Here is an 18308-nt window from a genome sequence, read left to right as displayed (position 1 = left end):
GAGCGCTACCATAGCGCGATTGCAATGACAGGAGATGTCCATGAGCGAGCAAACCATTCGTTTAACGCAATACAGCCACGGAGCGGGTTGCGGTTGTAAAATTTCCCCGAAAGTGCTGGAAACCATTCTGCATAGCGAACAGGCGAAGTTTGTCGACCCGAACCTGCTTGTCGGCAACGAAACGCGTGACGATGCAGCGGTATACGATTTAGGTAACGGCACCAGCATTATCAGCACCACCGACTTCTTTATGCCGATTGTCGATAACCCGTTTGATTTCGGGCGCATCGCGGCAACCAACGCCATCAGCGACATCTTCGCGATGGGCGGTAAACCGATCATGGCGATTGCTATTCTCGGCTGGCCGATCAACACCCTGGCGCCGGAAATTGCCCGCGACGTCATCGAGGGCGGCCGCTTTGCCTGCCAACAGGCGGGGATCGCTCTGGCGGGTGGGCACTCTATTGATGCGCCGGAACCGATCTTCGGCCTCGCCGTCACCGGCGTCGTACCGACCGAACGCGTGAAGCGCAACAGCACCGCGCAGGAAGGGTGCAAACTGTTCCTTACCAAGCCGTTGGGCATTGGCGTGCTCACCACCGCTGAGAAAAAATCCCTGCTCAAGCCCGAGCATATCGGTCTTGCTACCGACGTGATGTGTCAGATGAACCTGGCGGGGGCGGCGTTCGCGAATATCGACGGCGTAAAAGCGATGACCGACGTCACCGGTTTTGGCCTGCTCGGCCACCTGAGCGAAGTTTGCCAGGGCGCGGGCGTGCAGGCGCAGCTCTGGTATCAGGACATTCCAAAACTGCCGGGCGTGGAAGAGTACATAGCACAGGGGGCGGTGCCGGGGGGAACGCAGCGTAACTTTGCCAGCTACGGCCATCTGATGGGCGATATGCCGACGGAGTGGCGCGATCTGCTGTGCGATCCACAAACTTCCGGCGGCCTGCTGCTGGCGGTCACACCTGAAGCGGAAGCCGATGTCAAAGCCACCGCCGCAGAGTTTGGCATTACCCTGAGCGCCATCGGCGAGCTGGTCAGCGCGCGCGGCGGCCGTCCGATGATTGAGATCCGTTAATTCAATGCGTTTGTTTATTGCGGAAAAGCCGAGTCTCGCCCGAGCCATTGCCGATGTGCTGCCCAAGCCGCATCGCAAGGGCGACGGCTTTATCGAATGCGGTAACGGGCAGGTGGTCACCTGGTGTATCGGTCACCTGCTGGAACAAGCGCAGCCGGATGTCTACGACAGCCGCTATGCGCGCTGGAATCTCAACGATCTGCCGATCGTGCCGGAGAAGTGGAAACTGCAGCCACGTCCTTCGGTCACCAAACAGCTCAACGTCATCAAACGCTTTCTGCATGACGCACAAGAAGTGGTTCACGCGGGTGACCCGGACAGGGAAGGGCAACTGCTGGTGGACGAAGTGCTCGACTACCTTGAGCTGGCGCCGGAAAAGCGTCAGCAGGTGCAGCGTTGTCTGATTAACGATCTTAACCCGCAGGCGGTGGAGCGCGCCATTACGCGTCTGCGCGCCAACAGCGAGTTCATCCCGCTGTGCGTATCTGCCCTGGCGCGTGCCCGCGCCGACTGGCTGTATGGCATCAACATGACGCGCGCCTACACCATTCTCGGGCGTAACGCCGGGTATCAGGGCGTGCTCTCAGTCGGGCGCGTTCAGACGCCGGTGCTGGGCCTGGTGGTGCGTCGCGACGAAGAGATTGAAAACTTCGTCGCCAAAGATTTCTTCGAGGTGAAAGCGCATATCGTCACCCCGAAGGATGAACGTTTTACCGCGACCTGGCAGCCGAGCGACGCCTGTGAATCTTACCAGGACGAAGAGGGGCGGTTGCTGCATCGTCCGCTGGCGGATCACGTGGTCAACCGCATCAGCGGCCAGCCAGCGATGGTCACCAGCTATAACGATAAACGGGAATCAGAACCCGCGCCGCTGCCGTTTTCGCTGTCGTCGTTACAGATTGAAGCGGCTAAGCGCTTTGGTATGAGCGCGCAGAACGTGCTCGATATCTGCCAGAAGCTGTACGAAACCCACAAGCTGATTACCTATCCGCGTTCAGATAGCCGCTACCTGCCGGAAGAGCATTTCGCCGGGCGACATGCGGTGCTGAATGCCATCGGCGTTCACGCCCCGGATCTGCTCCCGCAGCCCGCCGTGAACCCGGAAACGCGCAACCGCTGCTGGGATGATAAAAAAGTCGACGCGCACCACGCGATTATCCCGACGGCGCGCGCCAGCAATGTCAATCTGAGCGAGAACGAAGCGAAGGTCTATAACCTCGTGGCGCGCCAGTATCTGATGCAATTTTGCCCGGACGCGGTGTTCCGCAAATGTGTGATCGAGCTGGAGATCGCCAAAGGTAAGTTCGTCGCCAAAGCGCGTTTTCTGGCGGAAGCGGGCTGGCGCACGCTGCTCGGCAACAAAGAGCGCGATGAAGAGAACGATGGCACGCCGCTGCCCGTGGTTGCAAAAGATGACGAACTGCTGTGCGAAAAGGGCGAAGTGATTGAGCGACAAACGCAGCCGCCGCGCCACTTTACGGACGCCACGCTGCTCTCTGCCATGACCGGGATTGCCCGTTTTGTGCAGGATAAAGATCTGAAAAAGATCCTGCGTGCGACCGACGGATTAGGCACAGAAGCGACGCGCGCAGGGATTATTGAGCTGCTGTTCAAGCGCGGTTTCCTGATCAAAAAAGGGCGCTATATCCACTCGACGGATCCGGGCCGGGCGCTGATCCATTCGCTGCCTGAGCTGGCAGCGCGACCGGATATGACGGCGCACTGGGAATCTATCCTGACCCAAATCAGTGAGAAGCAGTGCCGCTATCAGGACTTTATGCAGCCGCTGGTTGGTACGCTGTTTGAGCTGATCAATCAGGCGCGCAATACGCCGGTGAAATCCTTCAGAGGAATGGTGGCGCCGGGCGGTGGGGACGCGAAGAAAAAGTTTAAGAAGAAGAGTGCGGCCTGACGTCCTCTCACAAGACGCGGGCGAAGATATAAAAAACGGCAACTCTGTTGCCGTTTTGCTTTTATCAACAGGCCAGTAACGGTTTAAATCACCCCTTGCCCGATCATTGCATCGGCGACCTTCACAAACCCGGCAATATTCGCGCCGCGCACGTAGTTGGTCTGCTCCGCTTCTCCGCCGTACTCCACGCAGGCGTGGTGAATATCCAGCATGATGTGGTGCAGACGGGCGTCCACTTTTTCAGCTTTCCAGCCCATACGCGCGGCGTTCTGCGCCATCTCTAACCCAGACGTCGCCACGCCACCGGCGTTGGCCGCTTTACCTGGCGCAAACAGCACCCCGGCTTCCAGGAACAGATCGGTCGCTTCGATGGTTGTCGGCATATTCGCGCCTTCCGCCACGGCTTTCACGCCGTTTTTGATAAGCGTGCGGGCGGCGTCCACATCCAGTTCGTTCTGCGTGGCGCACGGCAGGGCGATGTCCACCGGCACCGACCACGGCTGCTTGCCTTCCAGATAGGTCAGGCCATACTCGCGGGCGTAATCGGCGACGCGACCGTCGCGGCTGGCTTTAATTTCGCACAGACGCGCCAGTTTTTCCGCCGTGAAACCGGCCTCATCTACCACCGTGCCGCTGGAGTCCGAGGCTGTCACTACGCGCGCACCAAACTGCATCGCTTTTTCAATGGCATACTGCGCAACGTTACCTGAGCCGGACACCGCCACGCGCATCCCTTCAAAGCTCAGACCGTGGCGTTTGAGCATCGCTTCAGTGAAGTACACCAGCCCGTAACCCGTCGCTTCCGGGCGAATCAAACTCCCGCCAAAGGAGAGTCCTTTGCCGGTAAACACGCAGGCGCTGTTGTTAGACAATTTTTTCATCATCCCGGCCATAAAGCCCACTTCGCGCCCGCCCACGCCAATATCACCCGCAGGCACGTCCGTATCAGGGCCGAGGTGACGATACAGCTCCGTCATCAGCGCCTGGCAGAAACGCATCACTTCGCCTTCGCTTTTACCTTTCGGATCAAAATCGCTGCCGCCTTTACCCCCGCCCATCGGCAGGGTGGTGAGGGCGTTTTTGAAGGTCTGTTCAAAGCCAAGGAACTTCAGGATCGACAGGTTCACGGAAGGGTGGAAACGCATTCCGCCTTTGAACGGGCCGATGGCGGAGTTGAACTGTACGCGCCACGCGCGGTTCACCTGCACCTGATTTTTGTCATCCACCCAGACCACGCGGAACTGAATCACACGTTCAGGTTCAACCAGACGCTCAAGCAGAGACATCTGACGGTAACGCGGGTTTTCTTCGAGGAATGGCCACAGGGTGGTCATGACTTCACGAACGGCCTGTGCAAACTCGCTCTGATGCGGGTCGCGTTGTTGAACATGGGTAAGAAATGATTCCAGAGAGCGTGTCTGTTCCATAGCGATAAGAGCCTCTTATGACGATTTTTTTAATTTTGTGTGTTGTGTGGGTGATTTGTGGTCGTTTTCGACTATACCACCCGTACCGCTTTGCGTGGCAAGGGAAAATTTACCGGGAAAGTGAAATTAATCAGCGGCCTTGTGTCATAACTAAAAACGATGATGCGTTAAAGATTCAGCGGCAAACAACCGTTATATACAGATCATCCTTCAGGCACCTACGCGAGTCAGCTCCTGGGTACGCTCCGGTTTGCTGGCCTGATGCAACTTGAATGATTTTGTGTATAGTCATGATCAGCAGATAAAAGGAATCTTTATGAACCGCTACCTAGTAACCGCTCTGTTTGCTCTGTTATCCGCAGGGGCCCAGGCTGATCGTATTCGCCCGGACGTGGAGGTCAATGTGCCGCCAGAGGTGTTCAGCTCCGGCGGTCAGCGTGCGCAGCCCTGCAATCAGTGCTGCATCTATCAGGATCAAAACTATTCGGAAGGTGCGGTGGTGAAGGCCGACGGCGTGCTGCTGCAGTGTCAGCGCGATGAAAAAACCATCAGCACGAACCCGCTGGTGTGGCGGCGCGTAAAAGGATAAAGGCTTCCAGCAGGGGAATATCGGCGGGCGCTAAATCATAGGCGAACGCCTCCTGCGGCGTACACCACACCAGCCGGCTGTGATAGTGCGCGACCACGTCGCCGCTAAAGGACGGAACGTGCCAGGCGTGGAGATGAATCAGCCGCCCGGACACTTCGCGCTGATGGCTGGCGACATACTGCACAGGGAGTGCCTCAATCCCCAGCTCTTCGCGCAGCTCGCGGATCAGCGCTTCGGGCTGCGTCTCACCGGCTTCGACTTTACCTCCGGCGAACTCCCACATTCCCGCTTGATCGGCCTGCGCGGGGCGTTGCGCGAGGAGAATTTTGCCATCCTTTTCAAGGATAGCGGCAACAACATCGAGAGTTTTCAGCATGGTCGTCAATAATTACAGATGGAAAACGACATATTATCGTCGCCTTTCAAAGAGTCCAGCCATCAGGAGAGTCCGGTGAAAGAAACATCCGCCTGGGTCCAGCCCGTAGAATCCCTTCCCGCCAGTCTGAAACCCATCGCCGCCATGCAGAAAAAACATTTTGGCGTGGTGCTCAATCCCACCCGCTGGTGGGGAAGAATGCCGCGTCTTTTCTGGCTGGTGGCGCTGTTTGTCGGTTTTCTGGAGAGAAAAAAAGCGCGCCTGAACCCGGCCCTGCGCGCACTGCTGATGACCCGCATTTCGCAGCTCTGCCACTGCGCATTTTGTATCGACGCTAACAGCCTGCGCCTCGCCGAGCGCTGCGGCGCGCTGGATAAAGTCCAGGCGGTCAGCGAGTGGCGTACATCCGCGTTATTCACGGCAGAAGAGCGTGCCGCGCTGGACTATGCCGAGGCGACGACGGCCACGCCGCCGCAGGTGACGGAAGCGATAAAATCCGAACTAAAGCGCTTTTACAACGACGAAACCATTACCGAAATGACAGCCCTGATTGCGTTTCAGAATCTCTCGGCGCGTTTTAACGCTGCGCTGGAGATCCCGTCACAGGGGCTTTGTGACGCCTTCAAAGGTCAGCCTCATGCTTGACAGACATCTGCATCCGCGCGTTAAACCTGCGCTCAACCGCCTGGTGGCGGTCATCGATAAGCCATTTATCACGCCGGATGGCGTAACGCTTGCGGGCTTTGCCCTCGGCGTACTGGCACTGCCGTTTCTGGCCCTCGGCTGGTATCCGGCGGCGCTGGTCGCGATCGCGCTGAACCGCCTGTTCGACGGGCTGGACGGCGCACTGGCGCGGCGGCGCGGCCTGACGGACGCGGGCGGTTTTCTCGATATCGCCCTCGATTTTCTGTTCTATGCCCTGGTCCCTTTTGGCTTTGCGCTGGCGGCACCGATGGAAAACTCGCTTGCCGCCGCCTGGCTGCTGTTTGCGTTTATCGGCACCGGGAGCAGTTTTCTGGCATTTGCGGCGCTGGCCGCGAAACACAATATCGACAACCCTGGCTATGCGCATAAGTCGTTTTATTACATCGGGGGGTTAACGGAGGGGACGGAGACCATTGCGCTGTTTGTGCTCTGCTGCCTGTTTCCGGCGCACTTTGCGTTATTCGCCTGGATCTTTGGCGCGTTGTGCTGGCTCACCACCACAACGCGCATCTGGAGCGGGTATCAGACGCTGAAAACCCTGAAATCTTAAAGCGTGCTTTCCGGCGTCAGCGGACCCGTGGTGATCGGATTTTGTGAATGGCTGCTCCACTCGTACCAGCCGCCGTCGTAAACCGAGACGTTTTTCCAGCCCATGGCGCGGGCGTACATAAAGGTTTCTGACGCGCGCCAGCCGGTGCCGCAGTAAAAGGCGACGTGCTGATCCGGCAGGATGTTCCAGGCTTTCCACATCGCAGCGATATCATCGGCGCTGCGCATGGTGCCGTCCGGGTTGTGGAAATCTTCCATATGCGTCGCATCGCTGCCCGCATGGCCCCAGCGCGCGCCTGCGATTTCACCTTTTGGCTTGATGTAGCTGTAGCCGCTGGTTTCGCCGGTAAATTCCGGCCAGGAGCGAATACTCACCAGCGAGGCATCCTGGCGATGCACCATCCCGCGCGCCTGTTCCATATCCACCATCAGCTGCGGCTGCCCCGGGATCGGTGCGCCGAAATCATTCGCAGGCGTCACTTTCGCAGGCAATCCGCGCTCGACCGGCAGACCGGCATCGGACCAGGTTTTCCAGCCGCCATCCAGCAGACGCACATCTTTTACACCCGCGTAGAGCATGATCTGCGCGACGCGCGCCGCCGCATAGACGTCACGACCATAGAGGATCACGGTGGTGTCGTGGCGAATGCCCTGTTTTGCCAGCAGCGCTTTCAGTTTGTCGTCGGAGACTTTATTCCACAGCGGCTCGCTTTCGACGTCGTTAGTATCGATATAACCCGCGCCCGGAATGTGATTCAACAGATAAAATTTCGGTGCGCCCCAGGCGGCTTCGATAATTTTATAATCGCCCGCAGGCGCCGCCGCGACCTTTTTGCCCTGCATCATCTGATGCAGCCATTCGGGATAGACCAGTTGCTCGAAATGAGGAAGACGTTGCAGACGATCGGCACTTTGCAGCGCATCGCCAAGCACTGAAATGTGTTGATAACCGGCTTTGGCAAGGCGCGCTTTCACGGCCTGGTTGTCGGTATCGCTGCCGTACAGGGCGATAGCGGTTGTCGGGGTGAGGTTATGCTGTTTTGCCCAGTCGCTGAGCTGCTCATCGCTCATCACATTCAGCCAGCTGGCTGACAGATTCAGCGCGGCGGGTTCATGCCCGGAGGTGCCAGACAGGGTTTGTGGCCAGCCGTTAAAAAATGCACTGGCGCGGGTATCGATCACCGCGCCGTGCTGCTGTTGCAGCTGTGCCAGCGTCAGAGAAGAGGCCATATTAGCGGCAAAAGTGGAAACACTGGCAAGACAGAGCGCCAGCGCGGTCAGTTGAGAAACACGTTTCATCGAAAAACCTGACATCATATAAAAGGTGCGTCATTTTCGTCTCCCCCTAAACAGAATTCCTTGCGTTAGCACAGGGTTTACTGCCAGTCGGACAGCTGAATCACGCGTCCGCCCGCCGGAATGTCCTCTTCATCGTGCGTAACCAGCACCACCGGGATATTCAGGGCACGAACCTCAGCGAATACCCACTCCCGAAACGTCACGCGCAGGGATTTATCCAGACGACTAAAAGGCTCATCCAGCAATAGCGCGCGCGGCTGCGCCAGCAGGGCGCGCAGCAAACTGACGCGACTGCGTTCACCGCCCGACAGGGTGGCCGGATCGCTGGCATAAAACCCGGCCAGACCGGCGCTGGCAAGCGCCTGCTCAACCCGCTCGCGGCGCGCCGTGCGGATCTGCGCGGGAAGCGCCAGCATCAGGTTCTGCCCAACGCTAAAGTGATCGAACAAGAGCGCGTCCTGGAACAAAATGCCGATCCCGCGTTTTTCAACCGGGCGAGTATCGAGCCGCTGATCGTCAAGCCACAGCTCGCCATGAGCGTGAAAATCGGCGGAAAGTGCGCCCACCAGCCAGGCAAAAAGGGTCGATTTTCCACTGCCGGAGGGGCCCATCAGCGTCAGAATTTCCCCGCGCGCAACGCTGAAACTGGCGTTGCGCAGCAGCGGTTCGAGGGTGAGATTTTTGACCGTCAACATTACCGTAACCCCTGTCGATAGTAACCAGCGAGACGCGATAAACCGGCCGCCAGCCCAAACGCGGCGGCGGTAAGCGCCAATAGCCATAAGGCCTGGCTCGCCAGAATAGCGCTGCTGCCGCCGCTGCTAAGGGCCACCGCTTCGGTGGTCAGCGTGGCGAATCGCCCGGCGCCGAGCCACAGTGTTGGCAGATACTGCGCCATGCTCACGGAAAATCCGGTGGCAAAAGCAATCAGGATCGGGCGCACCACTAGCGGGCATTTGATTTTAAAAAACAGCTGACTGCGCGACAGCCCGAGGGTTTTAGCGATCAGGATCAGGCGCGGATCGAGCCTGCGCCAGGCCGGCTGCAGCACCAGCAGCGTCCAGGGCAGTACCCACAGCAGATGCCCCCACAGCACCGCCAGAAAGCCGCCGTCAACGCCCAGCGCGAGCGCCAGACGGTATTGGCCGGCGACGAGGGGCAGGGCGGGCAATGCCAGCGGCAGCCACAGCCAGAGCGCTTCGCGCGACGGACCCCACTCCAGCCAGAGCAAAATAATCGCCAGTGCAATCAGGGCGGAAAACAGAGCAAACGAGAGGCTGGCGTGAAACGGCGCGAGATCAAACTCGCGGTGCTGCGCCAGCAGGAGCAGCGCTCCGGCACACAGCAGCCCACAGAGCGGCAGCAGCCAGCCAAGCGCCGTTCCCGTGACGGGCGGCCCGGCGTTGTGGCGGTGACCGGACGTGGCGGGCAGCGTGCGTCGCCAGGCTTTCCAGAGCGTAAACCCCACCGCGGCAAACAATGCCAGCAGGAGCAGCAAAACCAGACACAGCAGCGTGCCTTTGATTTGCTGCTCCGCATCGCCCTGGCTCAGCCACTGCCAGGCCAGCACCGCCAGTGTCGGCGGATTGCCCGGCCCGAGAATGATGGCGATATCCACCACCGACAGGGACCAGGCCACCACCGCCAGCATCACGGCACCCAGTGCCGGGGCAATGGTCGGCAGAACCAGCCAGAACAGCCCCTGAGTGCGCGAATAACCGAGGCTTTGCAGCACCACCATTTTCTGCGCCAGGGTCTTTTCCGGCAGCACTGCGTAAATCGCCCACAGCACGAAGGCACTCTCTTTTACTGCCATTGTCATGCCAAGGCCTATTCCATAGGGATCAAGCACTGGCGAACAGGCGCTACAAAGCTGATAAACGGCACCGCCTTCGGCAAAGAGCAGCAGCACGCTGGTGGCGAAGGCGACATGCGGCACGGCGAGTAACCATGGCAGGCGGCCATTCATCTGCTGCCAGCGCTTGCCGGGCCAGAGGGCAGACAGGATACAGAGCGCAATAAAAAGCGAACCGAGGGTGGCGAGGGTCGTTGAAACCAGGGTGGCGATCAGCGCCTGCGGCAGCTGCGGATCGCGAAACAGGGATTGCCACCCGGCGGCAGAAAATGCAGGGGACAGGAGCATGGCGGTGGCGGGAAACAGCGGCGCGTAAATGGCCGCCATTGCCAGCCACACCAGCCAGCCTAGCGGGTGCCGTAGCGACGCAGCCATTCCTGCTCCAGAGCATTCACCCACGCCGCGTGCGGCTCAGGCAGCATGGCGGGTAAACCGACCGGGATAAACTGGTGCAGGGCATGAGCCTGCTCATCAGGCAGTTTTTGCGGGTCCAGCACGCTCGGATCGCCCCAGATTTTCGGGTCGGCTTTGCGACGTTGCGCGGGTGGTGACAGCAGGAAATTCGCCACCACTTTTGCTCCGGCGCTGGCGCTGCTGTTGGCAGGAATCGCCACGAAATGGACATTGCCAATTGTTCCGTTGGCAAAGCCGAAACTTATGCTGTCAGCAGGTAACTCGCCGCTGGCCACCTTCTGCCGGGCATGCGCCGGGTTAAAGGTCAGGGAGATATTCAGATTGCCGCTGGCGAGCAGGGCATCCATTCGTGCTGGTGACGGCGGGAAATCTTTCCCTTCGCGCCAGAGCAGGGGATGAAGCTGGTCGAGATAGCGCCACAGAGGGGCGGTTACCGCGTCAAATGTATGGGGATCGGGCGCGGTTTTTAGCGCGTCGGGTGTAGTCGTCAGGTTCAGTAACAGCTGTTCCAGAAACGCCGTGCCAGTAAAATCGGGCGGGCGCGGATAGGTCACTTTACCGGGATGCTGTTTCGCGTACCCGAGCAGGGCGGAAGGATCGCGCAGTGGCTCAGGCAGCAAAGTCTGTCGCGAGATAAACGTCAGTTGCGCTGCGCCCCACGGGGATTCGGCGCCGTCGGTGGCGATGGCAAAATCCTCAGTCACCGGTTTGGTGGTATCGACATACCGCCAGTTGGGGAGCATTTGCGCCCAGCCGCTTTGCAGCAGATTCGCCTGTTTCAGTGTGCGGAAGTTCTCGCCGTTGACCCACAGTAAATCGACCGAACCTTGGGTGGTCCGCCCGGCGCGGGATTCCGTCTGGATACGTTTGACCGCATCGGCGGCATCCGCCAGATGCACGATGTTGAGGGTAATGGCGTAGTGAGTTTTCATCTCATCGCTTACCCAGTCGAGATATCGATTCACCGCCGGATCGCCACCCCAGGCGTTAAACCAGACGGTCTGCCCTTTGGCTTCCTGTTGAACGGTTTGCCAGTCGCTGGCGGCGAGCACCGGGGTTGCCAGCAGCAGCCCGGTCAGAAACACGCAATAACGCACACGGCGCATAATGCCTCCCTGTTAATGAGATGAAGGGGTGAAGCGAGAAAACAGCCAGCGAGCGATCAGCGGCAATAACCCTAACAGTGTAAAGGCGATCAGCACTCCCGGCGACAGAATATCGCGCAGAGAGGTCAGTTGCCCCAGTTCGCGCCCGGCGTTGAGGAAAACCACGGTCGCGGGCAGCATCGCCAGCTGGCTAACCCACCAGTAACGCGCCACGCCGAGAGGGGTCAGCCCGCAGAGCAGATTAACCAGAAAAAACGGGAACACCGGCATCAGGCGCAGGGCAAAAAGGTAAAACGCGCCATCGCGTTTCCCCCCTTCATTCACCGTCTGCATCGGTTTCGCAAAGCGGCGCTGCACCCAGTCGCGCAGCACATAGCGGCTGGCAAGCATCGCCAGTGTCGCCCCCAGCGTCGAGGCAAAAGAGACCAGCACCATCCCCTCCCAGAAGCTGAATAACGCGCCGCCAAGCAGCGTTAACAGCGCCGCACCAGGAATCGAAAAGGCAGAAATCAGCACATACAGGGCGAAATAGAGCGCGGCACTTTGCACCGGGGCGCGGTCGACGTTATCCAGCAGCATCAGCCGATGGGCGCGGATCGCATCCAGGGAGAGAAATCCCGGCGGCAGTTGCGTGATGAGCAAAGCAAATGCGCCCAAAAGGGCGCACAGGAAGAGGATTTTTGACGCGTTCACCGGCACTTACAGCTTGAATTTCGCCCAGACCGGCGCGTGATCGGACGGTTTTTCCATGCTGCGAATATCGTAGTCGATCCCGGTTTCGATGCAGCGCTCGGCCAGAGGCTGGCTTGCCAGCAGCAGATCGATGCGCAGGCCGCGGTTATCATCGAAGCCTTTTGAGCGGTAATCAAACCATGAGAAGCGATCCTGTGTTTCTGGGTTGGCGGTGCGGAAGGTGTCGACCAGGCCCCAACTCATCAGGCGATCCATCCACTCGCGCTCTTCCGGCAGGAAGGAGCATTTACCGGTGCGCAGCCAGCGCTTGCGGCTGTCTTCGCCAATGCCAATATCCAGGTCCGTCGGGCTGATATTCACGTCGCCCATGATCAATACCGGATTTTCTTTGTTCAGCTCGGTGTTCAGGTAATCCTGCAGATCCTGATAGAACTTCGCTTTTGCCGGGAATTTGGTCGGGTGGTCGCGGCTTTCGCCCTGCGGGAAGTAGCCATTAATAACGGTGATATTACCCAGCGGGGACGGGATCTCGGCCATGATAATGCGGCGCTGCGCTTCACCGTCATCGCCAGGGAAGCCGCGACGGACCGAGACAGGCGTCTCTTTGGTTAACAGCGCCACGCCGTAATGGCCTTTCTGACCGTGATAAAAGACGTTGTAACCCAGCTTCGCAACGTCTTCCAGCGGGAACATATCGTCGTGAACTTTTGTCTCCTGCAGGCCGATCACGTCAGGTTGATGTTGTTCAACAATGGCTTCCAGTTGGTGAGGGCGGGCGCGCAGGCCGTTGATATTAAAAGAGACAAATTTCATAGTCGCTGCCAGTGCAAGGTGAATAGTGCATGGATGGTAGCAGAATTTGCGCCGCCTGTTACCGGGTTAGACCAATAACTGCAACAGATCCTGCCGACGGTGCAATTTTTGCACCATTTCGACGCGCCTTGCCCCCAAAAGGGGCGTAAACGGTCAATAAATTTCGCGAGCGATCACAATTCCAGAATTATATTTTGCTTGTGAATAATATTTCTCGTTTTCGTCCCGCGAACCGCCGCTTATCGTAAAAATATTCACTTAATATGCATTAACAGTGAATAACTCCATATCCTAACTCATTGATATTCTGTCCCGACAACCCGTTTATGCATTTTTATCGCTGGCTGGCACGAACTCTGCAATCTACATTCACAGTGCAAACACTCAAATATTTAACATTTAAACAACTTATTATTTACCGGATGAGGTCGCTATGTCTCTGTCAATTACGCGTGAAAATTTTGATGAATGGATGATGCCGGTTTACGCTCCGGCGGCTTTTATTCCGGTACGCGGGGAAGGCTCACGCCTGTGGGATCAGCAGGGTAAAGAGTATATTGATTTTGCGGGCGGTATTGCCGTGAACGCGCTGGGGCACGCACACCCGGCGCTGCGTCAGACCCTCAACGATCAGGCGGCGAAGTTCTGGCATACCGGTAACGGCTACACCAACGAGCCTGCGCTGCGCCTGGCGAAAAAGCTGATCGACGCGACCTTTGCCGAGAAAATTTTCTTCTGTAACTCCGGTGCTGAGGCCAACGAAGCGGCCCTGAAGCTGGCGCGCAAATATGCCCACGACCACTTCGGCGCGCAGAAAAGCGGGATCGTGGCGTTCAAAAATGCCTTCCACGGGCGCACGCTGTTTACCGTCAGCGCCGGTGGGCAGCCCGCTTACTCCCAGGATTTTGCCCCGTTACCGCCGGACATTCGTCACGCGGTGTATAACGATCTGCAGTCCGCCAAAGCGCTGATTAATGACGACACCTGTGCGGTGATCGTCGAGCCGATGCAGGGTGAGGGCGGTGTGGTTCCGGCAGATAAAGCATTCCTGCAGGGGCTTCGCGAGCTGTGCGATCAGCACAACGCGCTGCTGATTTTTGATGAAGTGCAAACGGGCGTTGGCCGTACGGGCGAACTTTACGCCTACATGCACTACGGCGTGACGCCGGATGTGCTGTCGACGGCGAAAGCCCTGGGCGGCGGCTTCCCGATTGGCGCGCTGCTCACCACCGATAAATGTGCCAGCGTGATGGTCGTCGGCACCCACGGCACCACTTACGGCGGTAACCCGCTGGCATCCGCAGTGGCAGGCCAGGTGCTGGATATCATCAATACGCCAGCGGTGTTAAACGGTGTGAAACAGCGTCACGACTGGTTTGTTGAGCGCCTGAATGCCATCAACAGCAAGGTCGGCATGTTCAAAGAAATTCGTGGGCTGGGGCTGTTAATTGGCTGCGAACTGACCGCTGAATTTGCCGGAAAAGCTAAACTTATTTCACAGGAAGCAGCAAAAGCGGGCGTGATGGTGCTGATCGCAGGCGCAAACGTGGTGCGTTTTGCCCCGGCGCTGATCGTCAGTGAAGAAGAGATCACCACTGGTCTGGATCGCTTTGCGCTGGCCTGTGAACAGGTGAAATCCGGGGTGTCATCATGATGGTCATCCGTCCCGTTGAGCGCGGCGATCTCGCCGGGCTTATGGAGCTTGCCGGTAAGACGGGAGGCGGGCTGACCTCGCTTCCTGCCGACGAAAAAACGCTGTCGGCGCGCATCGAGCGCGCCATCCATACCTGGCAAGGGACGGTGCCGAAAAGCGAACAGGGATACGTCTTTGTTCTGGAAGAGACAGATACAGGAACCGTGGCCGGGATCTGCGCCATTGAAGTGGCGGTCGGCCTGAATGAACCCTGGTACAACTATCGCGTGGGGACGCTGGTTCACGCGTCGAAAGAGCTGAATATTTATAACGCGCTGCCGACGCTTTCACTGAGCAACGATCACACCGGCAGCAGCGAACTTTGCACCCTGTTTCTCGACCCGGCCTGGCGCAAAGAGGGCAATGGTTATCTGCTCTCTAAATCGCGCTTTATGTTTATGGCTGCCTTCCGCGACCGCTTTAATGAAAAAGTGGTGGCGGAGATGCGCGGCGTGATCGACGAAACCGGCTACTCCCCGTTCTGGGAAAGCCTCGGCGAGCGCTTCTTCTCGATGGAGTTCAGCCGCGCGGACTATCTGTGCGGCACCGGGCAGAAGGCGTTTATCGCCGAGCTGATGCCGAAACATCCGATCTACACCCATTTCCTCACCCCCGAAGCGCAGGCGGTGATTGGCGAAGTCCATCCGCAGACGGCACCCGCGCGTGCGGTGCTGGAGAAAGAGGGTTTCCGCTATCGGAACTATGTCGATATTTTTGACGGTGGCCCGACGCTTGAGTGCGATATCGATCGCGTGCGCGCCATCCGTAAAAGCCGTCTGGTGACGGTCGCTGAAGGGCAGCCTGCGCCAGGCGAATTACCAGCCTGCCTGGTGGCGAATGAACAATACGACCATTTTCGCGCCATGCTGGTGCACGCGAATCCAAAATGTGAACGACTGGTGCTGACCGCAGCCCAGCTTGATGCCCTGAAATGTAGTGCAGGCGACACGGTGCGCCTGGTGCGACTCTGCCCCGAGGAGAAAACAGCATGAGTTTATGGATTAATGGCGACTGGGTGACGGGTGAAGGCGAACGCCGCGTGAAAACCAACCCAGTAGGTAAAGAGGCGCTGTGGACGGGGTCAGATGCCAGCGCCGCGCAGGTGGAACAGGCCTGCAAAGCCGCACGCGCTGCGTTCCCGGCGTGGGCCAAACAGCCGTTTAGCCTGCGTCAGGCGGTCGTTGAGAAATTCGCGTCACTGCTGGAGGCCAATAAAGTCGAGCTGACCAGCATTATCGCCCGTGAAACCGGCAAACCGCGCTGGGAAGCGGCGACGGAAATCACGGCGATGATTAACAAAATCGCGATTTCGGTGAAGGCGTATCACACCCGCACCGGCGAGCAGCACACGGAGATGGCCGACGGCGCGGCCACTCTGCGCCATCGCCCGCACGGCGTGCTGGCAGTCTTCGGCCCCTATAATTTCCCCGGCCATCTGCCGAATGGCCACATTGTGCCTGCGCTGCTGGCGGGAAACGCCGTGATCTTCAAACCGAGCGAGCTGACGCCCTGGAGTGGCGAAGCGGTGGTGAAACTGTGGGAACAGGCGGGTCTGCCGCCGGGCGTGCTGAACCTGGTGCAGGGCGGGCGTGAAACCGGTCAGGCGCTGAGCGCGCTGAGTGATATCGACGGGCTGCTGTTTACCGGCAGCGCGGGGACCGGCTATCAGCTGCATCGCCAACTGGCGGGCCAGCCGGAAAAAATTCTGGCACTGGAAATGGGCGGCAATAATCCGCTGATCGTTGAAGATCCTGATGATATCGATGCCGCCGTGCATCTGGCTATCCAGTCGGCGTTTGTCACCGCCGGGCAGCGCTGTACCTGCGCGCGCCGTCTGCTGGTTAAACGCGGCGCGGAGGGCGATGCGTTTCTGGCGCGCTTAGTGGAAGTGAGCGCGCGGATAAAACCTGATGCGTGGGACGCCGAGCCGCAGCCCTTTATCGGCGGCCTGATCTCCGAACAGGCGGCGCAGAACGTGGTCAACGCCTGGCGCGATCACGTGGCGCGCGGCGGGAAAAGCCTGCTCGAGCCAAAGCTTATCCAGCCAGGCACGTCGCTACTGACGCCGGGGATTGTGGAAATGAGCGCGGCGAGCGATGTGCCGGATGAAGAGACCTTTGGGCCGCTGCTGTGCGTCTGGCGCTATGACGATTTCGACAGCGCGATTTCGCTTGCGAACAATACGCGCTATGGCCTGTCGAGCGGCCTGATTTCACCGGATCGCGAGAAATTCGACACGCTGCTGATTGAAGCGCGCGCCGGAATTGTGAACTGGAATAAACCCCTGACCGGTGCGGCGAGCACTGCGCCGTTTGGCGGCGTGGGCGCCTCCGGCAACCATCGCGCCAGCGCCTGGTATGCGGCAGATTACTGCGCGTGGCCGATGGCGAGCCTCGAAACTCCAGCGCTGACTCTGCCAGAAACCCTCAATCCGGGGCTTGATTTTAGCAAAGGGGATGGCCATGAAAGCGCGTGAGGTCAACTTTGATGGGCTGGTGGGGCTGACCCACCACTATGCCGGGCTGTCATTTGGTAACGAAGCCTCGACGAAACACCGCTTCCAGGTGTCGAACCCAAAGCTTGCGGCGAAGCAGGGGCTGCAAAAGATGAAAGCCCTGGCCGATGCCGGTTTCCCGCAGGCGGTGATCCCGCCGCAGGAGCGCCCGAACGTCGAGGTCCTGCGCCAGCTTGGGTTTAGCGGCAGCGATGAACAGGTGGTGGAAAAAGCCGGTACTCAGGTGCCGCATCTGCTGTCGGCGGCCAGTTCGGCGTCGTCGATGTGGGTCGCGAACGCGGCCACCGTCGCACCCTCGGCGGATACCCTGGATGGCAAAATGCATCTCACCGTCGCCAACCTCAATAACAAATTCCATCGCGCGACGGAGGCGGTGACCACCGAGCGCGTGCTGCGCGCCATTTTCAGCGATGCGGAACGTTTTAGCGTCCACGAGGCACTGCCGCAAGTCGCCATGTTTGGCGATGAAGGGGCGGCCAACCATAACCGTCTGGGCGGCGATTATGGCGATCCGGCAACGCAGCTGTTTATCTATGGCCGCGACGAGAGCGGTCATCATGCCCCCGTGCGCTATCCGGCGCGGCAGACGCTGGCGGCAAGCCAGGCGGTGGCACGGCTCAATCAGGTGAATCCGGGGCAGGTGGTGTTTGCCCAGCAGAATCCTCAGGTGATCGATCAGGGTGTGTTCCACAACGACGTGATCGCCGTGTCGAACCGTCAGGTGCTGTTCTGTCATGAACAGGCGTTTGCACAGCAGGATAAATTGCTGGCAAATCTCGCGGAGCGCGTTCCGGGCTTTATGCCGATTCAGGTCCCGACGCGCGCCGTGAGCGTGCAGGATGCGGTGGAAACCTATCTCTTTAACAGCCAGCTGTTGAGCCGTGACGATGGCAGCATGATGCTGGTGCTGCCGCAAGAGTCGCACAACCATCAGGGGGTATGGCGCTATCTGAGTGAGCTGGTGAAGGCCGATAATCCCATCAGCGAGCTGAAGGTTTTCGATCTGCGTGAAAGTATGGCCAACGGCGGAGGGCCAGCCTGTTTGCGTCTGCGCGTCGTCCTGACACAGGCAGAGATGCAGGCAGTAAACCCCGCTGTAATGATGAATGACGCGCTGTTTAACACGCTGAATAACTGGGTGGACCGCTATTACCGCGACCAGCTGACGCAGGCGGATCTGGTCGATCCGCAGCTGCTGCGCGAAGGGCGCGAGGCGCTGGACGCCCTGACCACGATCCTGCAGCTCGGTTCGGTTTATCCGTTCCAGCGCTAAGGAGA

General features: G+C 59.0%; 17 protein-coding genes. 9 read left to right on the top strand and 8 right to left on the bottom strand.

Going from position 1 to position 18308, the window contains the following annotated elements:
* Positions 1-40: 40 nt before the first annotated feature.
* Both selD and F153LOC_RS04460 read left to right on the top strand, forming a co-directional pair.
* Positions 41-1084 carry a selenide, water dikinase SelD gene (gene selD, locus F153LOC_RS04465; RefSeq protein WP_102103486.1) on the top strand — a complete coding sequence of 348 codons (1044 nt, stop codon included), beginning with the start codon at positions 41-43 and terminating at the stop codon, positions 1082-1084.
* Positions 1085-1088: 4 nt separating this feature from the next.
* Positions 1089-2996: a DNA topoisomerase III gene (locus tag F153LOC_RS04460; RefSeq protein ID WP_102103487.1), complete on the top strand. Its 1908-nt coding sequence runs from the start codon at positions 1089-1091 to the stop codon at positions 2994-2996.
* An 83-nt stretch (positions 2997-3079) separates the two neighbouring features.
* Here F153LOC_RS04460 and gdhA read toward each other — a convergent pair whose 3' ends face one another.
* Complete coding sequence (gene gdhA / locus F153LOC_RS04455) at positions 3080-4423, bottom strand: NADP-specific glutamate dehydrogenase (protein ID WP_102103488.1); 1344 nt, start codon at positions 4421-4423, stop codon at positions 3080-3082.
* Positions 4424-4739: 316 nt separating this feature from the next.
* On the opposite strand from gdhA, the gene F153LOC_RS04450 reads away from it, so the two are divergent.
* Entirely contained in the window at positions 4740-5012 is a 273-nt protein-coding gene (locus tag F153LOC_RS04450) for a YnjH family protein (protein ID WP_102103489.1), read from the top strand.
* On the opposite strand, the gene F153LOC_RS04445 is transcribed toward F153LOC_RS04450, so the two are convergent.
* Positions 4972-5388 carry a pyrimidine (deoxy)nucleoside triphosphate diphosphatase gene (locus tag F153LOC_RS04445; RefSeq protein ID WP_102103850.1) on the bottom strand — a complete coding sequence of 139 codons (417 nt, stop codon included), beginning with the start codon at positions 5386-5388 and terminating at the stop codon, positions 4972-4974. The two genes, F153LOC_RS04450 and F153LOC_RS04445, sit on opposite strands and share 41 nt — an antisense overlap.
* A 75-nt stretch (positions 5389-5463) precedes the next feature.
* On the opposite strand from F153LOC_RS04445, the gene F153LOC_RS04440 reads away from it, so the two are divergent.
* Both F153LOC_RS04440 and F153LOC_RS04435 read left to right on the top strand, forming a co-directional pair.
* Positions 5464-6033: a carboxymuconolactone decarboxylase family protein gene (locus F153LOC_RS04440; protein ID WP_100780513.1), complete on the top strand. Its 570-nt coding sequence runs from the start codon at positions 5464-5466 to the stop codon at positions 6031-6033.
* Positions 6026-6643, top strand: a complete 618-nt coding sequence (locus F153LOC_RS04435) for a CDP-alcohol phosphatidyltransferase family protein (protein WP_102103490.1) — start codon at positions 6026-6028, stop codon at positions 6641-6643. Before F153LOC_RS04440 ends, F153LOC_RS04435 begins: the two co-directional genes overlap by 8 nt.
* Here the strand turns inward: F153LOC_RS04435 and F153LOC_RS04430 are convergent.
* The 6 genes from F153LOC_RS04430 to xthA all read right to left on the bottom strand — a co-directional run bounded on the left by F153LOC_RS04430 (position 6640) and on the right by xthA (position 12822).
* A complete protein-coding gene (locus F153LOC_RS04430; protein WP_102103491.1) occupies positions 6640-7941 on the bottom strand; it encodes a sulfurtransferase in 1302 nt (433 codons plus the stop codon). The genes F153LOC_RS04435 and F153LOC_RS04430 overlap by 4 nt on opposite strands.
* A 77-nt stretch (positions 7942-8018) precedes the next feature.
* On the bottom strand, positions 8019-8636 hold the full coding sequence (locus tag F153LOC_RS04425) for an ATP-binding cassette domain-containing protein (RefSeq protein WP_100780510.1): 618 nt from the start codon (positions 8634-8636) through the stop codon (positions 8019-8021).
* Positions 8636-10171 (bottom strand): ABC transporter permease subunit, encoded by a 1536-nt coding sequence (locus F153LOC_RS04420; protein WP_102103492.1) that lies wholly within the window; start codon positions 10169-10171, stop codon positions 8636-8638. Before F153LOC_RS04420 ends, F153LOC_RS04425 begins: the two co-directional genes overlap by 1 nt.
* On the bottom strand, positions 10144-11307 hold the full coding sequence (locus F153LOC_RS04415) for an ABC transporter substrate-binding protein (protein WP_233210347.1): 1164 nt from the start codon (positions 11305-11307) through the stop codon (positions 10144-10146). The genes F153LOC_RS04420 and F153LOC_RS04415 overlap by 28 nt, the downstream gene beginning before the upstream one ends.
* Positions 11308-11328: 21 nt before the next feature.
* A complete protein-coding gene (locus F153LOC_RS04410; protein WP_102103851.1) occupies positions 11329-12009 on the bottom strand; it encodes a TVP38/TMEM64 family protein in 681 nt (226 codons plus the stop codon).
* A 6-nt stretch (positions 12010-12015) separates the two neighbouring features.
* The gene (gene xthA / locus F153LOC_RS04405; protein WP_102103494.1) at positions 12016-12822 is read right to left on the bottom strand and encodes an exodeoxyribonuclease III; all 807 of its coding nucleotides are present in this window, start codon (positions 12820-12822) and stop codon (positions 12016-12018) included.
* A 433-nt stretch (positions 12823-13255) separates the two neighbouring features.
* Here xthA and F153LOC_RS04400 point away from each other — a divergent pair, with 433 nt between their 5' ends.
* Genes F153LOC_RS04400 through astB form a run of 4 tightly spaced genes read left to right on the top strand, consistent with a single transcriptional unit; the run spans position 13256 to position 18303 of the window.
* A complete protein-coding gene (locus F153LOC_RS04400; protein WP_102103495.1) occupies positions 13256-14476 on the top strand; it encodes an aspartate aminotransferase family protein in 1221 nt (406 codons plus the stop codon).
* Entirely contained in the window at positions 14473-15507 is a 1035-nt protein-coding gene (gene astA / locus F153LOC_RS04395) for an arginine N-succinyltransferase (protein ID WP_102103496.1), read from the top strand. Before F153LOC_RS04400 ends, astA begins: the two co-directional genes overlap by 4 nt.
* Complete coding sequence (gene astD / locus F153LOC_RS04390; RefSeq protein ID WP_102103497.1) at positions 15504-16991, top strand: succinylglutamate-semialdehyde dehydrogenase; 1488 nt, start codon at positions 15504-15506, stop codon at positions 16989-16991. Before astA ends, astD begins: the two co-directional genes overlap by 4 nt.
* Positions 16978-18303, top strand: a complete 1326-nt coding sequence (astB, locus tag F153LOC_RS04385) for an N-succinylarginine dihydrolase (protein WP_102103498.1) — start codon at positions 16978-16980, stop codon at positions 18301-18303. Before astD ends, astB begins: the two co-directional genes overlap by 14 nt.
* Positions 18304-18308: the final 5 nt, after the last annotated feature.

Origin of the sequence: Lelliottia sp. F153, assembly GCF_002870005.1 — a bacterium.
Classification (GTDB): domain Bacteria; phylum Pseudomonadota; class Gammaproteobacteria; order Enterobacterales; family Enterobacteriaceae; genus Enterobacter; species Enterobacter nimipressuralis.
Note: the sequence above shows the minus strand (reverse complement) of the source record. Positions and strands in the feature narration are given on the sequence as shown.

Bases quoted from the DNA above. Each gene is read 5' to 3' on its own strand.
- astA (WP_102103496.1), top strand. From the start codon at position 14,473: ATGATGGTCATCCGTCCCGTTGAGCGCGGCGATCTCGCCGGGCTTATG.
- xthA (WP_102103494.1), bottom strand. From the start codon at position 12,822: ATGAAATTTGTCTCTTTTAATATCAACGGCCTGCGCGCCCGCCCTCAC.
- selD (WP_102103486.1), top strand. From the start codon at position 41: ATGAGCGAGCAAACCATTCGTTTAACGCAATACAGCCACGGAGCGGGT.
- F153LOC_RS04420 (WP_102103492.1), bottom strand. From the start codon at position 10,171: ATGGCTGCGTCGCTACGGCACCCGCTAGGCTGGCTGGTGTGGCTGGCA.
- F153LOC_RS04400 (WP_102103495.1), top strand. From the start codon at position 13,256: ATGTCTCTGTCAATTACGCGTGAAAATTTTGATGAATGGATGATGCCG.
- F153LOC_RS04430 (WP_102103491.1), bottom strand. From the start codon at position 7,941: ATGAAACGTGTTTCTCAACTGACCGCGCTGGCGCTCTGTCTTGCCAGT.
- astB (WP_102103498.1), top strand. From the start codon at position 16,978: ATGAAAGCGCGTGAGGTCAACTTTGATGGGCTGGTGGGGCTGACCCAC.
- F153LOC_RS04435 (WP_102103490.1), top strand. From the start codon at position 6,026: ATGCTTGACAGACATCTGCATCCGCGCGTTAAACCTGCGCTCAACCGC.
- F153LOC_RS04450 (WP_102103489.1), top strand. From the start codon at position 4,740: ATGAACCGCTACCTAGTAACCGCTCTGTTTGCTCTGTTATCCGCAGGG.
- F153LOC_RS04445 (WP_102103850.1), bottom strand. From the start codon at position 5,388: ATGCTGAAAACTCTCGATGTTGTTGCCGCTATCCTTGAAAAGGATGGC.
- gdhA (WP_102103488.1), bottom strand. From the start codon at position 4,423: ATGGAACAGACACGCTCTCTGGAATCATTTCTTACCCATGTTCAACAA.
- F153LOC_RS04460 (WP_102103487.1), top strand. From the start codon at position 1,089: ATGCGTTTGTTTATTGCGGAAAAGCCGAGTCTCGCCCGAGCCATTGCC.
- F153LOC_RS04425 (WP_100780510.1), bottom strand. From the start codon at position 8,636: ATGTTGACGGTCAAAAATCTCACCCTCGAACCGCTGCTGCGCAACGCC.
- astD (WP_102103497.1), top strand. From the start codon at position 15,504: ATGAGTTTATGGATTAATGGCGACTGGGTGACGGGTGAAGGCGAACGC.